This window comes from Aquibium carbonis (assembly GCF_003970795.1).
GTDB lineage: Bacteria > Pseudomonadota > Alphaproteobacteria > Rhizobiales > Rhizobiaceae > Aquibium > Aquibium carbonis.
On the sequence record NZ_RWKW01000090.1, the window covers coordinates 63,156 to 85,027 of the forward strand.

The following is a 21,872-nucleotide window of genomic DNA, read 5'->3' on the forward strand; positions in this document are numbered from 1 at the left end:
GGCCTACTCGACCTCGTTCAGCACGGTCCGCACGCAATCGATGAGCTCGTCGATCTGGCCCTTCTCGATGATCAGCGGCGGCGACAGCGCGATGATGTCGCCGGTGGTGCGGATCAGGCAGCCTTTCTCGAAAGCCTTCACGAAGGCCGAGAAGGCGCGCTTGGTCGGCTGGCCGGCGATCGGCGCGAGTTCGATCGCGCCGACGAGGCCGATGTTGCGGATGTCGATGACGTTGGGCGCGTCCTTCAGGGAATGCAGCGCTTCTTCCCAGTAGGGCGCCAGCTCGGCGCCGCGCGTGAGCAGGCCTTCTTCCTTGTAGGTGTCGAGCGTGGCGAGTGCGGCGGCGCAGGCGATCGGATTTCCCGAATAGGTGTAGCCGTGGAAGAACTCGATCATGTGCTCGGGGCCGGTCATGAAGGCGTCGTGGATCTCCTTCTTCACGAACACCGCGCCCATCGGGATGACGCCGTTGGAAACACCCTTGGCGGTGGTCATGATGTCGGGGATGACATCGAAGTAGTCGGCGGCGAACGGCGTGCCGAGACGGCCGAAACCGGTGATGACCTCGTCGAAGATCAACAGGATGCCGTGCTTGGTGCAGATCTCGCGCAGCTTTTTCAGATAGCCCTTCGGCGGGATGAGCACGCCGGTGGAACCCGCGACCGGCTCGACGATGACCGCCGCGATGGTCGAGGCGTCGTGCAGCGTGACGATGCGCTCCAGCTCGTCGGCCAGCTCCGCGCCATGCTCGGGCTCGCCCCGGGTGAAGGCGTTCTTCGCCGGCAAGTGGGTGTGCGGCATGTGGTCGACGCCGCCGAGCAGCGTGCCGAACATCTTGCGGTTGGTGACGATGCCGCCGACGGAAATGCCGCCGAAATTCACGCCATGATAGCCGCGCTCGCGGCCGATGAGGCGCGTGCGGGCGCCCTCGCCCCGGACGCGGTGATAGGCGATGGCCATCTTCAGCGCTGTTTCGACCGATTCCGAGCCGGAATTGGTGAAGAAGACATGGTCCATGCCTTCGGGCGCCACGTCGACCAGCCGGTTGGCCAGTTCGAAGACGATCGGATGGCCCATCTGGAAGGCCGGCGCGTAGTCGAGCTCGGCCGCCTGGTGCTGGATCGCCTCGGTGATCTTGGGCCGGCAGTGGCCGGCATTGACGCACCAGAGACCGGCGGTGCCGTCGAGCACCTTGCGACCGTCGGTGGTGGTGTAGTGCATGTCCTTGGCCGACGCCAGCATGCGCGGCGCCTGCTTGAACTGGCGGTTGGACGTGAATGGCATCCAGAACGCGGAAAGATCGTTCGGCGCCACATTAAGACGGTTCGACATACCAAGCCTCTTGTTGTTGCTTATTGCCCCTCGTTCCGTGTCGGCCAACGCTTGGTTCATCGCGCGCGCTTGCGCTTGCAATTTTTGACCGATTGGACAAACGTTAGCATCGCCACATGAGCGGTCAAGGGAAGAATAGCCTAAAGCCATGTTCCCGGGTGCACTCCACGGGCGGGCCACGGACTGGTCCAGCCGATTGGGCCACGAAAGAAGGAACGACATGGATCAGGCGGCCCGCAAGCCTCGCACGCGCATCCAGATCGAGAAGCGCGAACTCATCCTGGAGGCGGCGCTCGAGATCTTCGCCCAGCATGGGTTTCGCGGCGCGACCATCGACCAGATCGCCGACGCGGCGGGCATGTCGAAGCCGAACCTGCTCTATTATTTCAAGAGCAAGGACGACATCCATCGAACCCTGATCCAGCGACTGCTCGACACCTGGCTGGCGCCGCTGCGCGAAATCGACGACATCGGCGATCCCGTCACCGAACTGCGAAGCTACATCCGTCGCAAGCTGGAGATGGCGCGCGACTACCCGCGCGAGAGCCGCCTCTTCGCCAACGAGATCCTGCAGGGCGCGCCGCGCGTGCTGCCGATGCTGGAAGGCGAGCTGAAAACGCTGGTCGACGAGAAGGTGGAGATCATCCGCGGCTGGATGCGCGCCGGCAAGATCGCCCGCACCGACCCCTATCACCTCATCTTCGCCATCTGGGCGACGACCCAGCACTATGCCGATTTCGACGTTCAGGTCCGCGCCGTGCTTGGCCCTGCCCGCGACGGCGAAGGCCGCTTCGAGGACGCGGCGCGGTTTCTGGAGCAGCTGTTCGTGGAAGGGCTGAGGGTGAAGGGGTGATGGCGCGGGTATTGACGCTGCGACGGCGTCCGGAGTTCCTGCCTTTCCGAGATCGATCCGGGAGCCGCGAGGCAAATTCGCGACGACGACGATCTCCGCGGTTTGCTCGTGCGGATGCCGACACACGACGAGCTTCGTGGCATGGCGAGGGGAGCCGACAAGACCGATTGCCGCGAACGCGACCGACTTATCCTGAGGCGCGCCGTCGATAGGTCGGCGTGGATCGACTCGCGTCTTTCAGCATGAACGCAATCTCGACGATCGCCGGCAACATCTCCGATCTGATCGAAATCCATCTTTCGAAGCCTTTCGTTCAATTGCGATGCTTCCCGCAAAGCGGACATTCAAATCAAGGTTGCATGATGCCGGTTTCACCGGAGCGCATCATGAGCGGGATTCCTCTTGCGGTACTGATCGACGGCGAGAATGTCGCCGCGAGCCGGTTGCCGCTCATCATGGCCAGGGCCGCGAAACTCGGTCAGCCATCGGCCCGGTCCGTCGTCGGCGATTTCTCCGGCAACCGGCTGGCGGAGTGGGTGAAGGTCGCGCCGGCCCATGCGCTCGAACTCGTCTTCCAGCCCTCTTGTGGAAAGGGCAGGAACTCCGCCGACATCGCCCTGACGATCCGCGCCATGGATCTTCTCGGAACGAACGCCTTCCGGCAGTTCCTGATCGTCTCCAGCGACAGCGATTTCGCGCCGTTGGCGCAGCGGCTCGGCCGATCCGGCGTGGCGGTTTTCGGCATGGGCAGCGCAAGGCAGGACAGCTTGTGGCGCGCCGCGTGCACGGCGTTCTTCGACCTCGACGGGTCGCCGGCCGAGGCGCCGACCGCCAAAGTCATCGCAAGACCTGCTGTTTCAAAGCCGCCGGTGGGCAAGCTGGCAGCAGCAAAGCCGGAAGTGGCCAAATCGGTGATGGTCAATACCCCAGCGGGCAAGCCGCAACCGCCCGTAGCCAGACCAGCCCCGTCACGGCAGGATCTCGACGCCGTTCGAGGAATCCTGGCGCAGGCGACCGGAGTGGAGGCGCCCTGGTTGCCCCTGTCCCGGCTCGGTGTTCTCATTCACCAGAACGCGCCGCAACTCGGGGCCCTCGTCTGCGGCAATGGACGCTTGCTCAAGACCTTGCAGGCGGATTCGCTCGTCGAGGTCCGCACGCTGGAAAAGCGCCACGAAGCAAGGGTTCGCACGCAAGCCTGTTCGAAACTGGCACCGATCGCCGTCCCGGCGACGACCCTTGCCGCCGGGGCTATCGCATAGTCGGGTAGAACGTCGGGCGGCGCGCGCCGGGTGGAGCAACGCCTCGCTGCCCCTTCTCCCCCCTTTCCCCTGCTGCTACGCTGGCCGTTGCAACCGACAAACAGGGAGGACACCCATGGCACGCATGATCGCGATGTACAAAAAGCCCGCCGACGCGGCGGCCTTCGACGCCCATTATTTCGGCACGCACGTTCCGATCGCGAAGAAAATCCCGGGGCTGCGGTCCTACGAGGTCAACGATGGCGGCGTCGCCACGCCAGGTGGGTCATCGGATTTCCACCTGATCGCCATTCTCACCTTCGACAGCATCGCCGACATCCAGGCCGGGCTCGGTTCGCCGGAAGGCCAGGCGGCGGCGGCCGATCTCGCCAATTTCGCGCAGGCGGGCGTGGACCTGCTGTTCTTCGACACGAAGGAGGTGTGATAGGCGGCATGTACGCGTCGTCATCCTCGGGCTTGTCCCGAGGATCTGCTGCGCGCGGAAAAACGAACTCCGCCCCGTGACTTCGCCGCCGATGCCGACACCGATCCCACGACTACCCCACGGAGCATGCGATCATCGGCAGATCCTCGGGACAAGCCCGAGGATGACGGCGCTCGAATGGTCCGTTCGAGGGCCCCTCCCCCTCGGCCGACCCCTGTCGCCCTACTCCGCCGCGACCTGCGCCGACGGGTTGTTCGGGTGCGTCGTCCAGTTGGCGTAGACGGGCTTCACCACCTCGCCCGTGCGCTTGTCGAGCGTCCCAGCGGCCAAAGGCTCCATGGTGATGCAGTTCTCGACCGGGCACACGTTGACGCACAGATTGCAGCCGACGCACTCCTCCTCCATCACTTCGAAGTGGCGCGCGCCGTCGACCAGCGACGTGATCGCCTGGTGCGAGGTGTCCTCGCAGGCGATGTGGCAGCGGCCGCACTTGATGCAGAGATCCTGGTTGATCTTCGCCTTGGCGACGTAATTCAGGTTGAGGTACTGCCAGTCGGTGACGTTGGGCGTGGCGCGGCCGATGACGTCGGACAGCGTGCGGTGGCCCTTCTCGTCCATCCAGGCTTCGAGGCCGGCGATCATCTCCTGCACCACCTTGAAGCCGTAGGTCATGGCCGCCGTGCAGACCTGCACGTTGCCGGCGCCGAGCGCCATGAATTCGGCCGCATCGCGCCAGGTTGTGATGCCGCCGATGCCGGAGATCGGCAGGCCGGCGGTCTCGGGATCGCGCGCGATCTCGGCCACCATGTTCATCGCGATCGGCTTCACCGCCGGGCCGCAATAGCCGCCATGCGTGCCCTTGCCGTCGATCATCGGCTCCGGCGAGAAGGTGTCGAGATTGACGCCGGTGATGGAGTTGATCGTGTTGATCAGCGAAACCGCGTCCGTACCACCGGCATGCGCGGCCCGCGCGGGCTTGCGGATGTCGGAAATGTTGGGCGTGAGCTTGGTGATGACGGGCATGCGCGTGTTGGCCTTGCACCAGCGCACGACCATCTCGACATATTCCGGCACCTGGCCGACCGCGGCACCCATGCCGCGCTCGCTCATGCCGTGCGGGCAGCCGAAATTGAGCTCGATGCCGTCGGCCTCGGTCTCCTCGACCAGCGGCAGGATCGCCTTCCAGGCTTCTTCCACGCAAGGCACCATCAGCGACACGACCAGCGCCCGGTCGGGCCAGTTCTTCTTGACCTGCTTGATCTCGCGCAGGTTCACGTAGAGGTCGCGGTCGGTGATCAGCTCGATGTTGTTGAGGCCGAGCAGGCGCCGGTCGGCGCCCCAGATCGCGCCATAGCGCGGGCCGTTGACGTTGACGACCGGCGGGCCTTCCTCACCGAGCGTCTTCCAAACGACGCCGCCCCAGCCCGCCTTGAAGGCGCGCTCCACATTGTAGGCCTTGTCGGTCGGCGGCGCGGAGGCCAGCCAGAAGGGGTTGGGGCTCTTGATGCCGACGAAGTTGCTGGACAGGTCTGCCATGCTCATGCCCTCCCGTTGGCGGTGAGTGTGCGGTGGATGCTCTCGGCGGCGTCACGGCCGGCCGCGACGGCGGCGACCGTCAGGTCTTCGCGGGCGTCGACGACGCAGTCGCCGCCGGCCCAGACCTTCGACATCGACGTGCGGCCTTCTTCGTCGACCTTGATACGACCCTTTTCGAGCACGACGCTCGGCCCCGAGCCGTTGAGCGGCGCGGCGTCGAAGGACTGGCCGATCGCCTTGAACACCTGGTCGGCGGCGAGCGTCAGCGTCTCGCCGGTTCCGACGAGCCGTCCGCCATCGACGGCGGTGTATTCGAGTTCGATGCCGACGGTCACGCCGTTGACGCCGACGATGCGCTTCGGCTGCATCCAGTGGCGGATGGTCACACCGTTGGCGGCCGCCAGATCCTGCTCGTAGGTAGAGGCGTTCATGCTCTCCTTGCCGCGGCGGTAGCAGATCGTCACCTCCTCGGCGCCGAGCAGCTTGGCCTGCACGGCCGCGTCGATCGCGGTCATGCCGCCGCCGAGCACGACGACGCGCCGGCCGATCGGCAGCGACGAGAGATCGCTCGCCTGGCGCAGTTCGGCGATGAAATCGACCGCGTCACGCACGCCTTGCGCCTCTTCGCCCTCCCCGCCGAGCGCATTGACGCCGGCCAGGCCCATGCCGAGGAACACGGCATCATGCGATGCAGTCAGTTCTGCCAGCGTGAAGTCGCGGCCCATCGCCTTGCCGTTCTGGATGGTGATTCCGCCAACGGCGAGGATGTAGTCCACCTCCGCCTGGGCGAAACCGTCGACCGACTTGTAGGCGGCGATGCCGTACTCGTTGAGGCCGCCAGCCTTGGGCTTCGCCTCGTAGATGGTGACGTCATGACCCTTCACCGCCAGGCGATGCGCACAGGCGAGGCCGGCAGGCCCGGCGCCGACGACGGCGATCTTCTTGCCAGTTGGCGCGGCGCGCGGAAAGAACTGCTTGTCCTGCGCCATCGCGACGTCGGTGGCGTAGCGCTGGAGGCGGCCGATCTGCACCGGCTTGCCTTCTGCCACCTCACGCACGCAGACCTCCTCGCACAGCGTCTCCGTCGGGCAGACGCGGGCGCACATGCCGCCGAGGATGTTCTGTTCGAGGATCGTCTTCGCCGACCCAAGCGGGTTGCCGGTCGCGATCTGGCGGATGAACAGAGGAATGTCGATCGAGGTCGGGCACGCCTGCATGCAGGGCGCATCGTAGCAGAAGTAGCAGCGATCGGCCTCGACCACCGCCTCATGCCGGTCGAGCGGCGGATGGAGGTCGGAAAAATTGTCGGCATATTGCGTCGTCGGGAGCCTGCCGGGGGCGATCCCTTCCTTGAAAAGGCCTGCAGCCATTCCTGTTCCCCATTGTTGGTTTTGGGGAACGCTATCGCAGATTTATTTTTTTATCAATTGGTCAATTTTTCAAAACGACGGCCAATACCTTGTAAACATGATGCTTTTTGTCATATTAAGGGAGCCGTGGGCGTGCCACGACGCGCTGGCCGAAAGAAGGATGCTCCCGTGACGCGGATAGTCGATCAGGCTTGCGCATATCCCTGAGCGTGAAATCCGCACCCTTGAACCGCATCGGCAAGCCGGTGCGTTGCGCGGCGGCGCAGGACAGGCAATCGCAAGCATTCAGTTTTGCCGGATGCGTGGCCCTACAACCGGAACAGGCAAAGGCGTCGACAGCGATCTCGCAGCAGTCGCTTTCCGGCGGCACCATGTCGATCGCCGCTTCCCGCAGAAACCGTCTCACAAGCTCGCTCGTCCGTCGATAGTCCTGGATGCCACGCCCTACGGCGAGTGCCGCCTCGAACACATTGACGACCGCGGTCTTGCGCACCGGCTGGCTGCCGGCAGGCGAGCGCAAAGCTCCAATACCGAGAACATGCGCATGCCCGGCGAATTCGTATCCTTTGCCGCGCCAGTCTGGTCCCGTCTCCCCGTCTCGTGCCCGCCGAAAGATTCCCTCAACCCTTTGACGATAGACGTGAACCATGTTCGCGTTGCGTTTGAGTAAAATACTCCTTCTCGGGCTGCCACTCGCGGTCGGCCTTTCGGCCTGTGCGTCGCCGCCGCGACAGATCAACAATGTCTGCGCGGTGTTCGACCAGAACGACGGCTGGCTGACCAGCTGGGAGCGGCAGGCACGGGCGGCCGAACGTAAGCACGGCGTGCCAGTGGCCATCCTGATGGCCACGGTGCGCAAGGAATCCGGTTTCCAGCACAATGCCCGTCCGCCCCGCACGAAGCTGCTCGGCGTGATCCCCTGGAAGCGCCAGTCGACTGCCTATGGCTACTCGCAGGCGCTGGACGGAACCTGGACGCAATACAGGACCGAGACCGGAAACGTCGCCGCGCGGCGCACGAGCTTTGGAGACGCCATCGATTTCGTCGGCTGGTATCATGCCAAGTCGGCCAGGACGCTCGGCATCGCCCGGACCGACGCCTACAATCTCTACCTCGCCTACTATGCCGGATGGGGCGGATATCGCAGCGGAAGCTGGCGCGGCAATGCCAGCATTCAGCGCTACGCCCGCGAGACCGAGGCGATGGCCCGCAGCTATGCCATGCAGCTGCAGGCGTGCAAATGACCCGGCAACGCCACAAGCCTGACTTCAAATCTCCGCATTCTCGTGGTGTTGCGATGCCATGATGTTTCGACTGATCGTTTTCCTCATCGCGCTGGCGCTCACGCCGACCAGCCTTCTCGCTGGCCCCCGTAGCGTGGCGCCGACGCTGTATTCGGCTGTCCTGTCGTCGGACCTGCCGGTGGTGAACGGATCAGGGAAAGCGATCAGCGCTGTCATCGTCGTGGCGAGCAAACCCTGCTCGCGTGGCGCCATGCCGCTTGCGCCCTGCGCGCCCGACATCGGCCTGCCGGCCAGCGGCAATGCCGCGACCGCGACCTTCACTGGGGTCGGCTTCGAATATTTCACGTCAACGATGGCAGGCCTGTCTGCGGGATGCCTCGTTGGACCGCCCAGATCCGGCTGATGGACCTTCGCAGCGCGAGCTGCAGAACAGAAATCGGCAATTCCAAGGATATTCGCATGTTGACCCGACGCTCCTTCCTGGGCGCCGCTTCCGCGGCCTTCGTCTCCGGCTGTACCAGCCTCGACGGAAGCTACAGCGCCATGGCCCCCGTCCGTCCGCCCCTCCCGCCCGAAATGCCCGCCTTCTATGGGCCGATCTACGACGAACCGTTTCCGATTCCAGCCGTTCCGGCCGGGGTGGTGCCGCAGCAATACTGGCGGCAGCGCGTCGAGAACCCCTTCCCCGAGCACGTCGTCGGAACGCTGATCGTCGATCCGAACGCCTTCTACCTGCATCTCGTCGAGCCCGATGGCATGGCGATGCGGTACGGCATCGGCGTCGGCCGACAGGGCTTCTCATGGTCAGGCGATGCGGTCGTGCAATACAAGCGTCGCTGGCCGCGCTGGCGGGCACCCGACGAAATGGTCGCGCGCCAGCCCGAACTCGCGCCCTATTCGGTCGCCGCGGGCGGCATGGACCCGGGTCTCGACAACCCCTTGGGCGCGCGCGCGCTCTACCTGTTCCAGAATGGCGAGGACACGATCTATCGCATCCATGGAAACCCGGAGGCACACTCGATCGGCCAGGCGGTGTCCTCGGGCTGCATCCGCCTGCTCAACCACGACATCATCGACCTCCACCATCGTGTCAGGGACGGGTCGAAGGTTGTCGTGCGGCCAGCCATCATGCCGGTCGGCCTCGTCTGATTCGCGGACGGTGACGGGGCGCGTCGCGCCCCGTCCGCCCTCACCGGATTCGAAAGCGGCGGTATCGGCTATCGCCTTCGTCCCAGACAAGCATTTGTGATCGAGCACGGACGCCGGGGCGGTTTCGTCGGCCAGCCGCATCGACTACGCTTCCGTTGGGTGACCCTATCCTGGCAGCCCTCAAAACGGAGAGAACGATGCGCGTCATGAAAAGCATGCTCCTCGCCGCCGCCTTCACGGCCTCGTCCATCCTTCCCTTTGCGTCCACCGCTTCGGCGACCGGCTGCACCGGTGCCGACTGCTCGCAGTCGCAGAGCTATGGCGGGTCGGGCTGCAGCCGCTCGAAGGCCGATCCCGTCAGCTCCTGAGCGGAATGGCTGACACCCGGTCGCGCGCGGCCGGGTGCAGCAGATCACCAGAGACTTCGACTGGGCAGGGAGACCCGCATCAGCGCCTTTCAGGCGTTTTCCTGAGGCGTGCCATGGCGATGCCGACGTCCCGGATGGCTCGGCGCGATTGCGATCGCTTCGGGAGATCGACATCGCGAGAATCGTCGCCATGTGCTCCCGGGCTGCTTCTCCATCAACTCTCGGTGTGACGGCCACGAGCCAAGCCAACGGGCCGATCAGCGCGGATTCTTGCCGAACACCCGCACATACTCCTCCACGCCGCCTGTCGCGAGTGCCCCGGCCTGCCTGACCCAGTCGTCGCGGTCGATGCGGCCGCGGTATTTCAGGAAGCCGTCGACCCATTCGCGCTCTGACTTCGACCAGCCCGCGATCTGCGCATAGGTGTAGATCCCGAGACCGTTGAGCGTGGCCTCGATCTTCGGCCCGATGCCGGCGATGAGCTTCAGATCGTCCGGCTGGTCGGGACGCGGAATGCCGGCGGGCCGGTTCCTGTCTTCCGGCGAGAGCGCGAGCGCCGGCGCGGCCTGGAGGTCGGGATGCGCCGGTTCGGCGACCTCCTGCCGGGCCTTCGCACGAGTCATCTTCCCGGTGGACGGCGCGCCGCTCGACGCGGTCGTCCCCGGCTTCACCTTTGGATTGACCGCCTGGCGGCCGGAGCCGGCTTCCGCCGCCCGCCGCTTGGGCGAGGATTCGCCGGCAACCGCAGAGCGGCCGGCGGCCTTGCGGGTTCGCGGCCGGGCGGCGGTGTCCGGAGCAGTGGCTTCCACGCGCGGCGTAACGGGCTCGACCGGCACCTCCGAGGCGACGGGCGACGCGGCCTCCCTGTCGGGCTGGGCGAAGGAGATGACCGGCTCCATCGAGGCGAGTTCGGCATCGTCCAGCCAGCACAGGCTCTGGTGGCCATTGCCGAGATTCTTCAGCGGCGGAACCTTGGTCTCGCACAGATTGTCGGGCACGCGTGATTTCCAGCGACAGCGCGTCTGGAAAGGGCAGCCGGACGGCGGGTTCATGGCGGACGGAATGTCGCCGTCGAGCACGATGTGCTTCTTCACCACGCTGGTGTCGGCGATCGGGATCGCCGACAGGAGCGCCTCCGTGTAGGGATGGTAGGGCGGCGCGAAGATCTGGTCGGTCGTGCCCTGCTCGACGATGTAGCCGAGATACATGACGACGACGCGGTCGGCGAGATAGCGCACCACCGACAGGTCGTGGCTGATGAACAGCATCGTCGTCTTGTTCTGGCGCTGCACGTCCATCAGCAGTTCGGTCACCGCCGCCTGCACGGACACGTCGAGGGCCGAGACCGGCTCGTCGGCCACCACCACGCGTGCGTTGCCGGCAAACGCGCGCGCCACGCCGATGCGCTGCTTCTGCCCGCCGGAGAGCTGGCGCGGCATGCGCGTAGCGAAGGCGCGCGGCAGCTTAACTAGGTCGAGCAGTTCCAGCATCCGGTTCTGGCGCTCGCCTTGCGTCTTGCCGACCTTGAACTTCTCCAGCGTCCGGACGATCTGTGAGCCCACCGAATGGCTCGGATTGAGCGTGTCGAACGGGTTCTGGAACACCATCTGGATCGAGGAGATGGTCTCGACGTCGCGCTTTTCGATCGGCGTGTCCTGGATCTCGGAATTGCCGAGCAAAACCTTGCCCGAGGACGCCGTCTCGAGCCCGAGCAGCACCTTGGCCAGCGTCGATTTTCCGCAACCCGATTCGCCGACGATGGCGACCGTTTCGGATTCGCGCGCCTCGAAGGAGATCGATTCGTTGGCCTTGACGGTGCGGGCCTCCCCGCCGCCGAAGATCTCGTTGGCCGCGACGCGGTAGTATTTGCGCAGGTCGTCGATCCTCAGCACGGTCGGGCCCGGCTTCACCGGTTCGTTTCGCTTGATGCCCGCCGGCAGAGCGGTCCAGTCGACATCGTCGAACCGCACGCATCGGCTCAGATGATCGGGATGCTCCTTGACCGGATACATCGGGATTTCGCGGGCGTCGCAGAGCCCTTCCACGAAGTGCTGGCAGCGCGGGCCGAAATTGCAGCCCCGCGGACGCTCGTGCGGCAGCGGCAACTGGCCGGGAATGGCGATCAGCGGCCGCGAATTCTTGTCGGCGCCGGGCAGCGGGATGGAGCGGAAGAGCCCTTGCGTATAGGGATGGCGCATACGGTCGAACACGTCGCCGACCTTGCCTTCCTCCACCGCCTCGCCCGAATACATGACGGTAATGCGGTCGCAGGTCTCCAGGATCAGACCGAGATTGTGCGAGATGAACAGCATCGACGTGCCGAACTTCTTGCCGAGATCCTTGACCAGATCGACGATGCCGGCCTCCACCGTCACGTCCAGCGCCGTGGTCGGCTCGTCCAGCAGCAGCAACGCCGGCTTCGACAGCAACGCCATGGCGATGACCACGCGCTGCTGCTGCCCGCCCGACAACTGGTGCGGATAGGAGCCCATCATGCGTTCCGGGTCAGGCAGGCGCACCGCCGCCAGCATTTCCAGCGCGCGCTTGTAGGCATCGGCCTTGGACGCCTTTTCGTGCAGGATCGGCACTTCCATGAGCTGCCGGCCGACCTTCATCGCCGGGTTCAGGCTGGCCATCGGCTCCTGGTAGATCATGGCGATCTTGTTGCCGCGGATGTCGCGCAGTTCCGCGTCGCTCATCTCGCCCATGTCGCGGCCCATGAACTTGATCCGGCCGCCGACGATCCGCCCCCGGTTGCCCATGTCGCGCATGATGCCGAGCGCGACGGTGGACTTGCCGCAGCCCGATTCGCCGACGAGGCCCATCGCCTCGCCCGGCATGACCTTGCAGGAAAAATCCATCACCGCGGGAATCTCGCCCGCCCGGGTGAAGAAGGAGATCGACAGGTTCTCGATCTCGAGGATCGGCTGGGCGTTGGCGGCGGGACGGGCGGCGGCGGAAATCGCGGACATGATGGCCTCCTCAATCCTTCAGCGACTGTTCGCGCAGCGCGTCGGCAAGCAGGTTCAAGCCCAGCACGAAGGACATGAGCGCGATGACGGGCGGAAGTGCCGGATGGATGAAGGCGCGCAGCAGACGGCTGGAATCCTTGATCGCCGTGCCCCAGTCCGGGCTCTCCGGCGCGAGACCGAGGCCGAAATAGCCGAGCGTTCCAAGAAGGATGGTGGTGTAGCCGATGCGGAGGCAGGCATCGACGATCAGCGGCCCGCGCGCATTGGGCAGGATCTCCCACAGCATGATGTACCAGGGCGTCTCCCCGCGTGTCTGGGCGGCGGCGACGTAGTCGCGCGTCTTGATGTCCATGACGAGGCCGCGCACGATGCGGAACACGCCGGGCGACGAGGCAAAGACCACGGCGACGAAAATGTTCAGCTCGTTCGGACGGATCGAGATGATGCCGAGCGGATCGGCGTCGAACACCAGCCCGACATAGATCCACAGGCCGAGCACAAGCGTGATCGCCAGTTGCGGATAGAGCCGGTCGGTCCGGTTCCTGAAGCGGGTGTAGAACAGCACGCAGAAAAACACGATCGGGAACAGGAAGAAGACGCCGGCCAAGGCGTAGGGGATGGGCGTGTCCATGATGCCGGGGGTGACCAGCAGATAGAACAGCAGGATCACCGGGAAGGCGAGAACCAGATTGGCGAGGAACGAGAGAACGGAATCGATCCGTCCGCCGAAATAGCCGGCGGGAAGGCCAAGCGTGATCCCGACCATCAGCGCGAAGGCGGTGGCGGCCGGCGCGATGATCAGCACGATCTGGCTGCCGAACACCATGCGCGAGAAGATGTCGCGTGCGAGCCTGTCGCCGCCGAAGAGGTAGACGCCGCCATCGGGCGTCATGGCGCCCGGCAGCGCATCCTTCATGACGACGTTCTGGACCAGCGGGTCGAAGGGCGCGACGGTGCCTGAGAAGATGGCGGTGAAGAGCCAGAACAGGCATATGACGACGCCGGCGACGCCCACTCCGGTGTCGAAAAGCTGGCCGTAGAGGCCCAGGCGCTTTTTGTAGGTGATCGAGAGCGTGAGCACGACGGCCAGCGACAACCAGACCGGCCAGAAGCGAAACAGAACGCCAAGCACGATCTGGAAGGCGCCGACATATTCGAGCTGCATCCGCGTCCCCCTTTATTGAACTCTTATGCGCGGGTTGAGATAGGCATAACCGACGTCCGAGATGAGTTGCGTGGACAGGACGACGGCCACGGACACGAGCGAGCACCCGAGCAGCAGGTCGATGTCGTTGTTGCCGGCGGCTTCCACCAGCGTGTAGCCGAAGCCCTGGTAGCGGAACATCACTTCAACGATGACGACGCCGGTCAGAAGCCAGGGAAACTGCAGCATGATGACGGTGAACGGCGCGATCAGCGCATTGCGCAGCGCGTGCTTGACCACCACGGCGCTGAAGCTCAGCCCCTTCAGCCGCGCGGTGCGGATGTATTGCTGCGTCATCACCTCGACCATCGAGGCGCGCGTCATGCGGGCGATGTAGCCGATGCCGTAGATGGCCATGGTCATCACCGGCAGCGTGAAATTGTAGAAGGTGATGCCCCCCGGCCCGGTGGCCGATGCGGCCGAGCCGTTGAGCCAGCCGAGCCAGGAGGCGAAGATCACGGTGAAGATGACGCCCGACACATATTCCGGCGTCGCGGTCGTGGTGATGGAGGCGACGGACAGGGACCGGTCGGTGCGCGAGCCCTCGCGCATGCCGGCCAGGATGCCGATCAGCAGCGAGATCGGCACCATCACTACCATCACCCAGAACATCAGGATGCCGGTGGCCCGAAGCGCGGGAAACAGCTTGGCCGCGACCGTGGTCTTGAACTTTGTCGAGCAGCCGAAATCGCCCTGGAGGATGCCCCCGTAATGGGGCTCGGCCGGCTCGTTGCAATAGGAGAAGCGCGGGACCGGCTGGCCCTCCGCGTTGAAATTGGGCTGCTTTTCGACGACGCCCAGCCAGCGGCCGTAGCGGACGAAGAAATTGTCGCGGTAGCCGTTGCGCTGCAACCAGCTTTCGATGTGCGCGTCGGACGAGCGCATGTCGAGCTGGCTGATCGACAGCTTGCGCAGGTTAGGCTCGAGATTGACCATGAAGAAGACGACGAGCGTCAGGCACAGCATCGTCAGCGCCATGGTGCCCAGTCGCCGCACTATGAAAGCAAGCATCGATCCCCCTGCCGCTTCAGGTTGGGGCGTCTAACCCTCCGGACGGAAAGGGAGGGGCGCATGGCCCCTCCCCGTCGTCAGTGCCGTGTCACGCCTCGTCGAGCCAGACCTTGCCGTAGTCGTGCTCGAAGGTCGGATGCATGCCGTGGTTCTTCACCGCCTCGACCGAGTGGTTGTAGAGCTTGCGCCAGTAGGGCTGGATGATGATGCCCGAATCCTGGAGGATCGTCTCGATCTTCTCCATGACCTCCTTGCGCTTTTCGGCATCGGCGATGGACAGCGCCTCGCCGACGGCCGCGTCGAGCTCGGGATTGGAATAGGCAGCCTCGTTCCAGGCCTCGCCGGTGCGATAGGCGATCGCGACGACCTGGATGCCGAGCGGGCGCATGTTCCAGTTGGTCATCGAGTACGGATACTTCGTCCAGTCGTTCCAGAAGGTCGAACCCGGCAGAACCGTCCGCTTCACCTTGATGCCGGCTTCGCGGATCTGGGCGGCAATGGCGTCGCCGGTGTTCTTGTGCCAGTCCTCGTCCACGGTGATGAGTTCGTGTTCGAAGTCGATCTGGCCGGCTTCCTCCATCATCGCCTTGGCCGCCGCGATGTCGCGTTCCACCTTGGGCAGCGCGACATATTCGGGGTGGATCGGGCAGACATGGTGGTTTTCGGCCGGTTCGCCGGCGTTGCCGTAGCCGAGCGCGAGCACGGTGGCGTTGTCGACCGCCAGTTGCAGCGCCTTGCGGACCTTCTGGTTGTCATAGGGCGCGTTGGCGACGTTGGTGCGGGCCACGATGGTCGAGGCCGTCACGACTTCGGACGTTACCGCGCCGACGCCTTCGAGGATCGACACGTAGTCGGCCGACGTCTCGTGGTTGGTGTGGACCTCGCCGGCCTCGAAGGCCGCCACCATCGCCGAGGGATCGGTGCCGTAGTCGATGAACTCGACGCCGTCGAGATAGACCTCGCCGTTCCACCAGGTGCCGTTCTCGCGGCGTTTGTAGACCACGCGCTGGCCGACGTCGTAGGAGACGAGCTCGAACGGACCGGTGCCGATCGGATTCTGGACGAAGTTGGCGCCGGTCTCGTCGAAGGAGCGGTGCACCACGAGCGCGGGATAGTCGCAAAGGCTCGGAATGAGCGCGATGTCGGGCCGGGTCAGGCTGATCTTGACGGTCATGTCGTCGACCTTCTCGACCGCGCCTTCGCGCAGCTTGCCGGTTTCGTCGTCGACGATGGTGCCGAGACGGCCGGGCATCGAGTTGCCCTCGGCGCTCTTGTCGGACCAGCGGGTCAGGTTGAAGATGACGTCGTCGGCGTTGAACGTGTCGCCATTGGTCCAGGTCACGCCCGGGCGAACATGGAAGACGTATTCGGTCGCGTCGTCATTCACTTCCCAGCTTTCGAGCAGGTAGGGCTCGAAGGTGAACTCACGGGTGTACTTCACCAGCGGCTCGAGCGTCTGACGCTCGGCATTGGCGATTTCCGACCAGTCGGCGGTGCGCGGATCCTTCGGATCCTTGACCGGCATGGCGACCTTCAGAACGCCGCCCTTCCTGGCTTCCTGCGCCATCGCCGGCGTCGGCGCGACGAGACCGATCATGCTGTAGGCCATGGCCGTCGTGGCGCCGAAGACGCTGGCCATCGCAAGGAACTCGCGGCGGTCGAACTTGCCGGCGCGCACACCTTCGGCCAGCGCCTCGACGTGACCGGGCACACGGTCTCCGTTGCTTTTGTATAAGCTCATTGCAATCTCCCGTTTCTCTGGCTTTTCGCCTGTTAGCATTCCCCATCCGGCCGGCGATGTCAAAACAGCCCCGATCCGGTTTCGTCACGGAATGTGCAACTTCGCGGGCCGGCAAGCTGCTGCGATTGCGACAAGATTGGTGCCGAATCGACCGCAACCGGAACAATCGCGGCGGATGGCTGCCGCTCGCGGGGACGGTCGGCAGGCGCGGCCGCGACGGCCGTCGATGGCACGATCGCCTGTGGAAAGGCCGGGTCAGGACAACCAGTCCGAAAGCCGCGCGGCGCGCACGTCCTTCAGCAGGTCGACGAATCCGGCGGCCTGGTGCGCCGCGGTCGCCCGGCCCTTCCCAGCGGTTGCGATCGAGGCGTCGCCAGCCACGCCGGCCGGGTTGATGTCGGACGCGATCCAGGCGAAGGCGTGCGTGCCCTGCGGCTTCAAAAGCGCGAAGGTTGCGTCGGCGCGGCTGGTGGCCGAGGCGAAGTCGCGCGCCTCGTCCATCACCACGAGGTCGGGCCGGAAGTGCAGCATCAGCGAGGTCTCCACGTCGCCGCCATGGATGCCGAGCCGTTCCTCCGCCTCCGTGTACATGCCGGCCGGGCGGCCGAAGCGCTGCCAGCTCGTCTTCACCGCCAGCATGCCAACCTTGACCCGTAGTTCCCGCGCGACGATGCCCATGATCTCCTCGTTGCCGCCATGCGAGTTGACGAAGACGATCTTCCTCACCCCCGCGCGGGCGACCGACAGGCCGAGCTCGGTCCAGGCCTCGATCAAAAGCGGCGCGGGCAGCGTCAGCGTGCCTGGTGTATGCAGGTGCTCGTTCGACTTGCCGACCGCCTGGATCGGCAGGAAGCGCACGTCGAGATCGTCCGGCACCAGCGGCAGGACGGTGTCGATCATGCCCTGCATGATGGTCGTGTCGGTCGAGACCGGCAGATGCGGTCCGTGCTGCTCGATGGCGGCGACCGGTACGACCGCGATGACGGCCTCGGGGTCCAGCCCCTCGAAATCGACCGTGCGGTAATCGCCCCACCACAGTTTTCGCATCTTTGGTCTCCGTGTTCGACGCCATCGGCATGCTTGTTCGTTCCACCTAAGACCGCGGCGCGCTCGCCCGCAAGACACCGGTGCCAGCGATGTGGACGAGAGGTCGTCCGCCATGGACTCATGGCGCAAAAATGGGCAGGTTGCGCAACGTGGCGGCATCGCACGCAGGCGGTGATCCAGCCGCCCCGGTCGGGCCGTATTCTTCCTGGCGCGCAGGCCGATGGCATGCGTCTTGCGTCGCCTTCGTGGAAATCACACAGCCCGCGCCCGTGAGGTGGCGGGACAAGCACAGGGGTCGTGTCATGACGTCAGCTATCCGCACCGCAGCCCTCTCCGTCCTCCTCGCCTCGATCTCGCCGCTGGCCGCGCAGGCGGCCGAGAAGGTGATCTTCGCCACCAACTGGCTCGCGCAGGCCGAGCATGGCGGCTACTATCAGGCCGTCGCCGACGGCACCTATGCCGCCTGCGGTCTCGACGTCGAAATCATGCAGGGTGGCCCGCAGGTGTCGGGCCGACCGTTGCTTCTGGCCGGCCGCATCGACTTCTACATGGGCGGCAACATGCTGCAGGCCTTCTCGGCGGTCGAGCAGAACATCCCGCTGCGGGTCGTCGCCGCCTCGTTCCAGAAGGAGCCGCAGGTGCTGATGAGCCATCCGGGCCAGGGCCTCGACACCTGGGAGGACCTGAAGAACGCCGAGCAGTACATTCTAGGCGACGAAGGCTTCCAGAGCTACTTCCAGTGGATGATCACCGATTTCGGCTTCGACGCGGCCAAGCGCGTCCCCTACACATTCAACCCCGCGCCCTTCATCGCCAATCCGAAGTCGGTCCAGCAGGGCTATGTCACCTCCGAGCCGTTCGCCGTCGAGCGCGAGGCGGGCTTCAAGCCCAACCTGTTCCTGCTCGCCGACTACGGTTTCGAGACCTACGCCACCACGATCGAGACGATGCAGAAGACCATCGACGAGCGTCCCGAGGTGGTGCAGTGCTTCGTCGACGGCTCGGCCAAGGGCTGGTACAATTATCTCTACGGCGACAATGCCGCCGCCAACGAGATGATCAAGGCCGACAATCCGGACATGAACGACGAGCAGATCGCCTTCTCGATCGAAACGATGAAGGAGTTTGGCATCGTCGATTCCGGCGACACCGAGACCATGGGCATCGGCGCCATGACGGCCGAGCGCATCGCCGGCTTCTATGGATCCATGGTCAAGGCGAAAGTGGTCGCGGACGGTCTCGACATCGCGAAATCCTACACGCTCGATTTCGTCAACAAGGGCGTTGGGCTCGACCTGAAAAAGTAAGCCTCACCGGGCCGCCAGCCATGTCCCTCCGGCCGCCAAGCCGGAGGGCGAAACCCAGGGACCGCGCCGGACTTGCTTGCCCTCCAGACTTCGACCGAACGATCCGCGACGCGCGCGCCGCTGTTGTCGCTGCGCGGCGTGGGCAAGGCATTCTCGAACGGCGTGACGGCGCTTTCGGGCGTCGACATGACCATCCGGCAGGGTGACTTCGTCAGCCTGCTGGGACCTTCCGGCTGCGGCAAGTCGACGGCGCTGCGCATCATAGCCGGCCTTTCGACGCCGACGACCGGCGGGCTCGACTGGCACGGCGAGACGATCGGCCAGCGCGACCTCGGCTTCGTCTTCCAGGAGCCGACGCTGATGCCCTGGGCGTCCGTCTTCGACAATGTCTGGCTGCCGCTGCGTCTGCGCGGCGTCTCGCGCGCGCAGGCCGCCGCCGAGATCGGCGAGATGCTGGAGCGCGTCCACCTGACGGGTTTCGAGAAGGCCGTGCCGCGCGAGCTTTCGGGCGGCATGAAGATGCGCGTCTCCATCGCGCGCAGCCTGGTCACGCGGCCGAAGCTCCTCCTCATGGACGAGCCCTTCGCCGCGCTCGACGAGATCACCCGGTTCAAGCTGAACGACGACATTCTCGAACTCTGGCAGGACCGCAAGCTCACGGTCGTGTTCGTCACCCACTCCGTCTTCGAAAGCGTGTTCCTGTCCAACCGCATCATCGTCATGGCCGCGCGTCCGGGTCGGGTCCATGGCGAGTTCGACGTCGACGCGCCCTACCCTCGCGACGAGCGCTTCCGCACCTCGGCGGACTATGCCGCGCTTTGCCGCGACGCCTCCGAAGCGTTGCTCGGCGCCATCAACGCGTCGCATCAGGCCTATCGGGGGCGTGCGTGACCGCCATCGACCAATCCGCAACCGTTGCGATCGACGCCGAGGAGGTCCGCCGCGTCCGGCGCGAACGGGCCGAGCGGATCGGCCGCTGGGTTCTGCCGCTCACCATCATGGCGCTGGCGATTTTCGCCTGGGACCGCATCTGCGTGTGGAACGAGATCCCGCACTACATCCTGCCACGGCCGGGCGTGGTCCTGCAGGCGCTCTACAACGATGCCGCGCTGCTGTTTTCCTCGCTCCTGGTGACGCTGCGCATCACCTTCCTCGGCCTGCTGCTGGCGGTGGCCGGCGGCGTCGGGCTGGCGGTGCTGTTTGCCCAGTCGAAATGGGTGGAAATGTCGTTCTTTCCCTTCGCCGTGGTGCTGCAGGTGACGCCGATCGTGGCGATCTTCCCGCTGATCAACATCTATGTCGACAACCAGACCACCAAGCTGCTGCTCTGCGCCTGGATCGTCGCCTTCTTCCCGATCCTGTCCAACACGACGCTCGGGCTGAACTCGGCCGACCGCAATCTGCGCGACCTGTTTGCGCTCAACGGCGCCACGCGCTGGCAGGAACTGTGGCTGCTGCGGCTGCCTTCGGCCATGCCCTACTTCCTCGGCGGATTGAAGATCGCGGGCGGGCTGGCGCTGATCGGCGCGGTGGTGGCCGAGTTCGTGGCAGGCGCGGCCGGCCAGTCCTCGGGGCTAGCCTCGCGCATCATCGAGGCCGGTTACCGGCTGAACGCGCCGCGCCTGTTTGCCGCGCTGATCCTGATCTCGGCCACCGGCATCGTCATCTTCCTCGTGCTGTCCTGGGTGTCGCACATGATGCTGCGCCGCTGGCACGAGAGCGCCTTGAAGCAGGAGCGTTGATGTCGATCGAACTTCCCTCCTCAGGCGATTTCGTGCTCGCCGATGCCCGCATCCACGCCTCGCTGACCCAGGCGGAGATGGGAACGGGCGATGCCGACGGCTTCGTGCAGGTCGACCTCGCGATTGCCGATGGCAAGGTGACCGGCATCGCGCCGCGCAGCGCCGGAGGTTCAGTCCCGCCGCGCGCGGTCGATCTCGCCGGCCGCATCGTCATGCCCTGCTTCGTCGACTGCCACACCCATCTCGACAAGGGCCACATCTGGCGGCGCCAGCCGAACCCGGACGGCACGTTCATGGGTGCGCTGGAAGCCGTCGGCGCCGACCGGGAGGCGAACTGGTCGGCGGCCGACGTCGAGGCTCGGATGGAGTTCGGCCTGAAGAGCGCCTTCGCACACGGCACCAAGGCAATTCGCACGCATCTCGATTCGATCCATCCGCAAGAGACCATTTCCTGGCCGGTGTTCCAGAAGCTGCGGGAACGCTGGGCCGGGCGCATCGAATTGCAGGCGGCGAGCCTGATCGGCATCGACGGCGTGCGCGACGGCGCCTTCTTTGCCGCGCTTGCCGACCGTGTGGCCGAGGCCGGCGGCATCCTCGGCGCGGTCACCTACATGGTGCCGGACCTCGACAACCTGCTCGACGTCGTCTTTCGCGCCGCGATCGACCGCAGCCTCGATCTCGACTTCCACGCCGACGAGACCGACGACGTCGGCGCGATCTCGCTGAAGCACATCGCCGAGAAGGCGATCGAGCACCGCTTCGAAGGCAATATCCTCGTCGGCCACTGCTGTTCGCTGGCCAGACAGCCCGACGCCGACGTGCTCGACACGCTGGACAAGGTGGCGCGCGCAGGCCTCGCGGTCGTGTCGCTGCCCATGTGCAACATGTATCTCCAGGACCGCCGTCATGACGGCACGACGCCGCGCTGGCGCGGCGTGACGCTGCTGCACGAGATGAAGGCGCGCGGCATCCCCGTGGCGGTCGCCTCCGACAACACACGCGACCCCTTCTACGCCTATGGCGACCTCGACATGCTGGAGGTCTATCGCATGGCCACCCGAACGATCCATTTCGACCATCCCGTGGCCGACTGGCCGAGAACCGTCGCGGCGACGCCAGCCGAGATCCTGCGGCTCGACGGAACCGGCCGCATCGACGCCGGCGCGCCGGCCGATCTCGTGATCTTCAAGGGACGCTCGCTGACCGAACTTCTGTCGCGCCCGGAGAGCGACCGCATCGTGCTGCGCAGCGGCAGGCGCATCGAGACGACCGTTCCCGACTACGCCGAACTCGACCCCTTCCTGAGGTGATTG

19 protein-coding genes and 1 pseudogene are annotated in these 21,872 nt (G+C 65.3%); 10 read left to right on the top strand and 10 right to left on the bottom strand.

Going from position 1 to position 21,872, the window contains the following annotated elements:
- Positions 1-3 precede the first annotated feature (3 nt).
- Positions 4-1,332 (bottom strand): omega-aminotransferase AptA, encoded by a 1,329-nt coding sequence (gene aptA / locus EJC49_RS20625; protein WP_126701820.1) that lies wholly within the window; start codon positions 1,330-1,332, stop codon positions 4-6.
- A 220-nt stretch (positions 1,333-1,552) separates the two neighbouring features.
- Between aptA and EJC49_RS20630 the strand changes: the two genes are divergently transcribed.
- From EJC49_RS20630 to EJC49_RS20640, 3 genes are all read left to right on the top strand, one after another.
- On the top strand, positions 1,553-2,185 hold the full coding sequence (locus tag EJC49_RS20630; protein WP_126701821.1) for a TetR family transcriptional regulator C-terminal domain-containing protein: 633 nt from the start codon (positions 1,553-1,555) through the stop codon (positions 2,183-2,185).
- 386 nt (positions 2,186-2,571) lie between these two features.
- Positions 2,572-3,444, top strand: a complete 873-nt coding sequence (locus EJC49_RS20635; RefSeq protein WP_170314807.1) for an NYN domain-containing protein — start codon at positions 2,572-2,574, stop codon at positions 3,442-3,444.
- A gap of 115 nt (positions 3,445-3,559) precedes the next feature.
- Entirely contained in the window at positions 3,560-3,868 is a 309-nt protein-coding gene (locus EJC49_RS20640; protein ID WP_126701823.1) for an EthD family reductase, read from the top strand.
- Positions 3,869-4,090: 222 nt separating this feature from the next.
- Here the strand turns inward: EJC49_RS20640 and preA are convergent, their stop codons facing one another.
- From preA to EJC49_RS20655, 3 genes are all read right to left on the bottom strand, one after another.
- Positions 4,091-5,404: an NAD-dependent dihydropyrimidine dehydrogenase subunit PreA gene (gene preA, locus EJC49_RS20645; protein ID WP_126701824.1), complete on the bottom strand. Its 1,314-nt coding sequence runs from the start codon at positions 5,402-5,404 to the stop codon at positions 4,091-4,093.
- A gap of 2 nt (positions 5,405-5,406) precedes the next feature.
- On the bottom strand, positions 5,407-6,774 hold the full coding sequence (locus tag EJC49_RS20650) for an NAD(P)-dependent oxidoreductase (RefSeq protein WP_126701825.1): 1,368 nt from the start codon (positions 6,772-6,774) through the stop codon (positions 5,407-5,409).
- A gap of 115 nt (positions 6,775-6,889) precedes the next feature.
- Complete coding sequence (locus EJC49_RS20655; protein WP_126701826.1) at positions 6,890-7,423, bottom strand: type II toxin-antitoxin system VapC family toxin; 534 nt, start codon at positions 7,421-7,423, stop codon at positions 6,890-6,892.
- On the opposite strand from EJC49_RS20655, the gene EJC49_RS20660 reads away from it, so the two are divergent.
- Positions 7,422-8,018 carry a transglycosylase SLT domain-containing protein gene (locus EJC49_RS20660; RefSeq protein ID WP_126701827.1) on the top strand — a complete coding sequence of 199 codons (597 nt, stop codon included), beginning with the start codon at positions 7,422-7,424 and terminating at the stop codon, positions 8,016-8,018. The two genes, EJC49_RS20655 and EJC49_RS20660, sit on opposite strands and share 2 nt — an antisense overlap.
- Positions 8,019-8,042: 24 nt before the next feature.
- Here the strand turns inward: EJC49_RS20660 and EJC49_RS20665 are convergent, their stop codons facing one another.
- Complete coding sequence (locus EJC49_RS20665) at positions 8,043-8,339, bottom strand: hypothetical protein (RefSeq protein WP_126701828.1); 297 nt, start codon at positions 8,337-8,339, stop codon at positions 8,043-8,045.
- 138 nt (positions 8,340-8,477) lie between these two features.
- Here EJC49_RS20665 and EJC49_RS20670 point away from each other — a divergent pair, with 138 nt between their 5' ends.
- Positions 8,478-9,167, top strand: coding sequence for a L,D-transpeptidase (locus EJC49_RS20670; RefSeq protein ID WP_126701829.1), 690 nt, complete (start codon positions 8,478-8,480; stop codon positions 9,165-9,167).
- A gap of 197 nt (positions 9,168-9,364) precedes the next feature.
- A complete protein-coding gene (locus EJC49_RS25800) occupies positions 9,365-9,535 on the top strand; it encodes a hypothetical protein (protein WP_170314808.1) in 171 nt (56 codons plus the stop codon).
- 851 nt (positions 9,536-10,386) lie between these two features.
- Here the strand turns inward: EJC49_RS25800 and EJC49_RS20675 are convergent.
- From EJC49_RS20675 to EJC49_RS20695, 5 genes and pseudogenes are all read right to left on the bottom strand, one after another.
- Positions 10,387-12,507: pseudogene (locus EJC49_RS20675) on the bottom strand (dipeptide ABC transporter ATP-binding protein); the annotation flags it as partial.
- Between the two features lie 10 nt (positions 12,508-12,517).
- Complete coding sequence (locus EJC49_RS20680) at positions 12,518-13,672, bottom strand: ABC transporter permease (RefSeq protein WP_126701831.1); 1,155 nt, start codon at positions 13,670-13,672, stop codon at positions 12,518-12,520.
- A 12-nt stretch (positions 13,673-13,684) separates the two neighbouring features.
- Positions 13,685-14,722, bottom strand: coding sequence for an ABC transporter permease (locus EJC49_RS20685; protein WP_126701832.1), 1,038 nt, complete (start codon positions 14,720-14,722; stop codon positions 13,685-13,687).
- 88 nt (positions 14,723-14,810) lie between these two features.
- The gene (locus tag EJC49_RS20690) at positions 14,811-16,463 is read right to left on the bottom strand and encodes an ABC transporter substrate-binding protein (RefSeq protein ID WP_126701833.1); all 1,653 of its coding nucleotides are present in this window, start codon (positions 16,461-16,463) and stop codon (positions 14,811-14,813) included.
- 255 nt (positions 16,464-16,718) lie between these two features.
- Positions 16,719-17,510, bottom strand: a complete 792-nt coding sequence (locus EJC49_RS20695) for a creatininase family protein (RefSeq protein WP_126701834.1) — start codon at positions 17,508-17,510, stop codon at positions 16,719-16,721.
- A gap of 302 nt (positions 17,511-17,812) precedes the next feature.
- On the opposite strand from EJC49_RS20695, the gene EJC49_RS20700 reads away from it, so the two are divergent.
- The 4 genes from EJC49_RS20700 to EJC49_RS20715 all read left to right on the top strand — a co-directional run bounded on the left by EJC49_RS20700 (position 17,813) and on the right by EJC49_RS20715 (position 21,869).
- On the top strand, positions 17,813-18,817 hold the full coding sequence (locus tag EJC49_RS20700; protein WP_126701835.1) for an ABC transporter substrate-binding protein: 1,005 nt from the start codon (positions 17,813-17,815) through the stop codon (positions 18,815-18,817).
- Between the two features lie 72 nt (positions 18,818-18,889).
- The gene (locus EJC49_RS20705; RefSeq protein WP_245453495.1) at positions 18,890-19,708 is read left to right on the top strand and encodes an ABC transporter ATP-binding protein; all 819 of its coding nucleotides are present in this window, start codon (positions 18,890-18,892) and stop codon (positions 19,706-19,708) included.
- On the top strand, positions 19,705-20,559 hold the full coding sequence (locus tag EJC49_RS20710) for an ABC transporter permease (RefSeq protein ID WP_126701836.1): 855 nt from the start codon (positions 19,705-19,707) through the stop codon (positions 20,557-20,559). Before EJC49_RS20705 ends, EJC49_RS20710 begins: the two co-directional genes overlap by 4 nt.
- A complete protein-coding gene (locus tag EJC49_RS20715) occupies positions 20,559-21,869 on the top strand; it encodes a cytosine deaminase (RefSeq protein WP_126701837.1) in 1,311 nt (436 codons plus the stop codon). Before EJC49_RS20710 ends, EJC49_RS20715 begins: the two co-directional genes overlap by 1 nt.
- Positions 21,870-21,872: the final 3 nt, after the last annotated feature.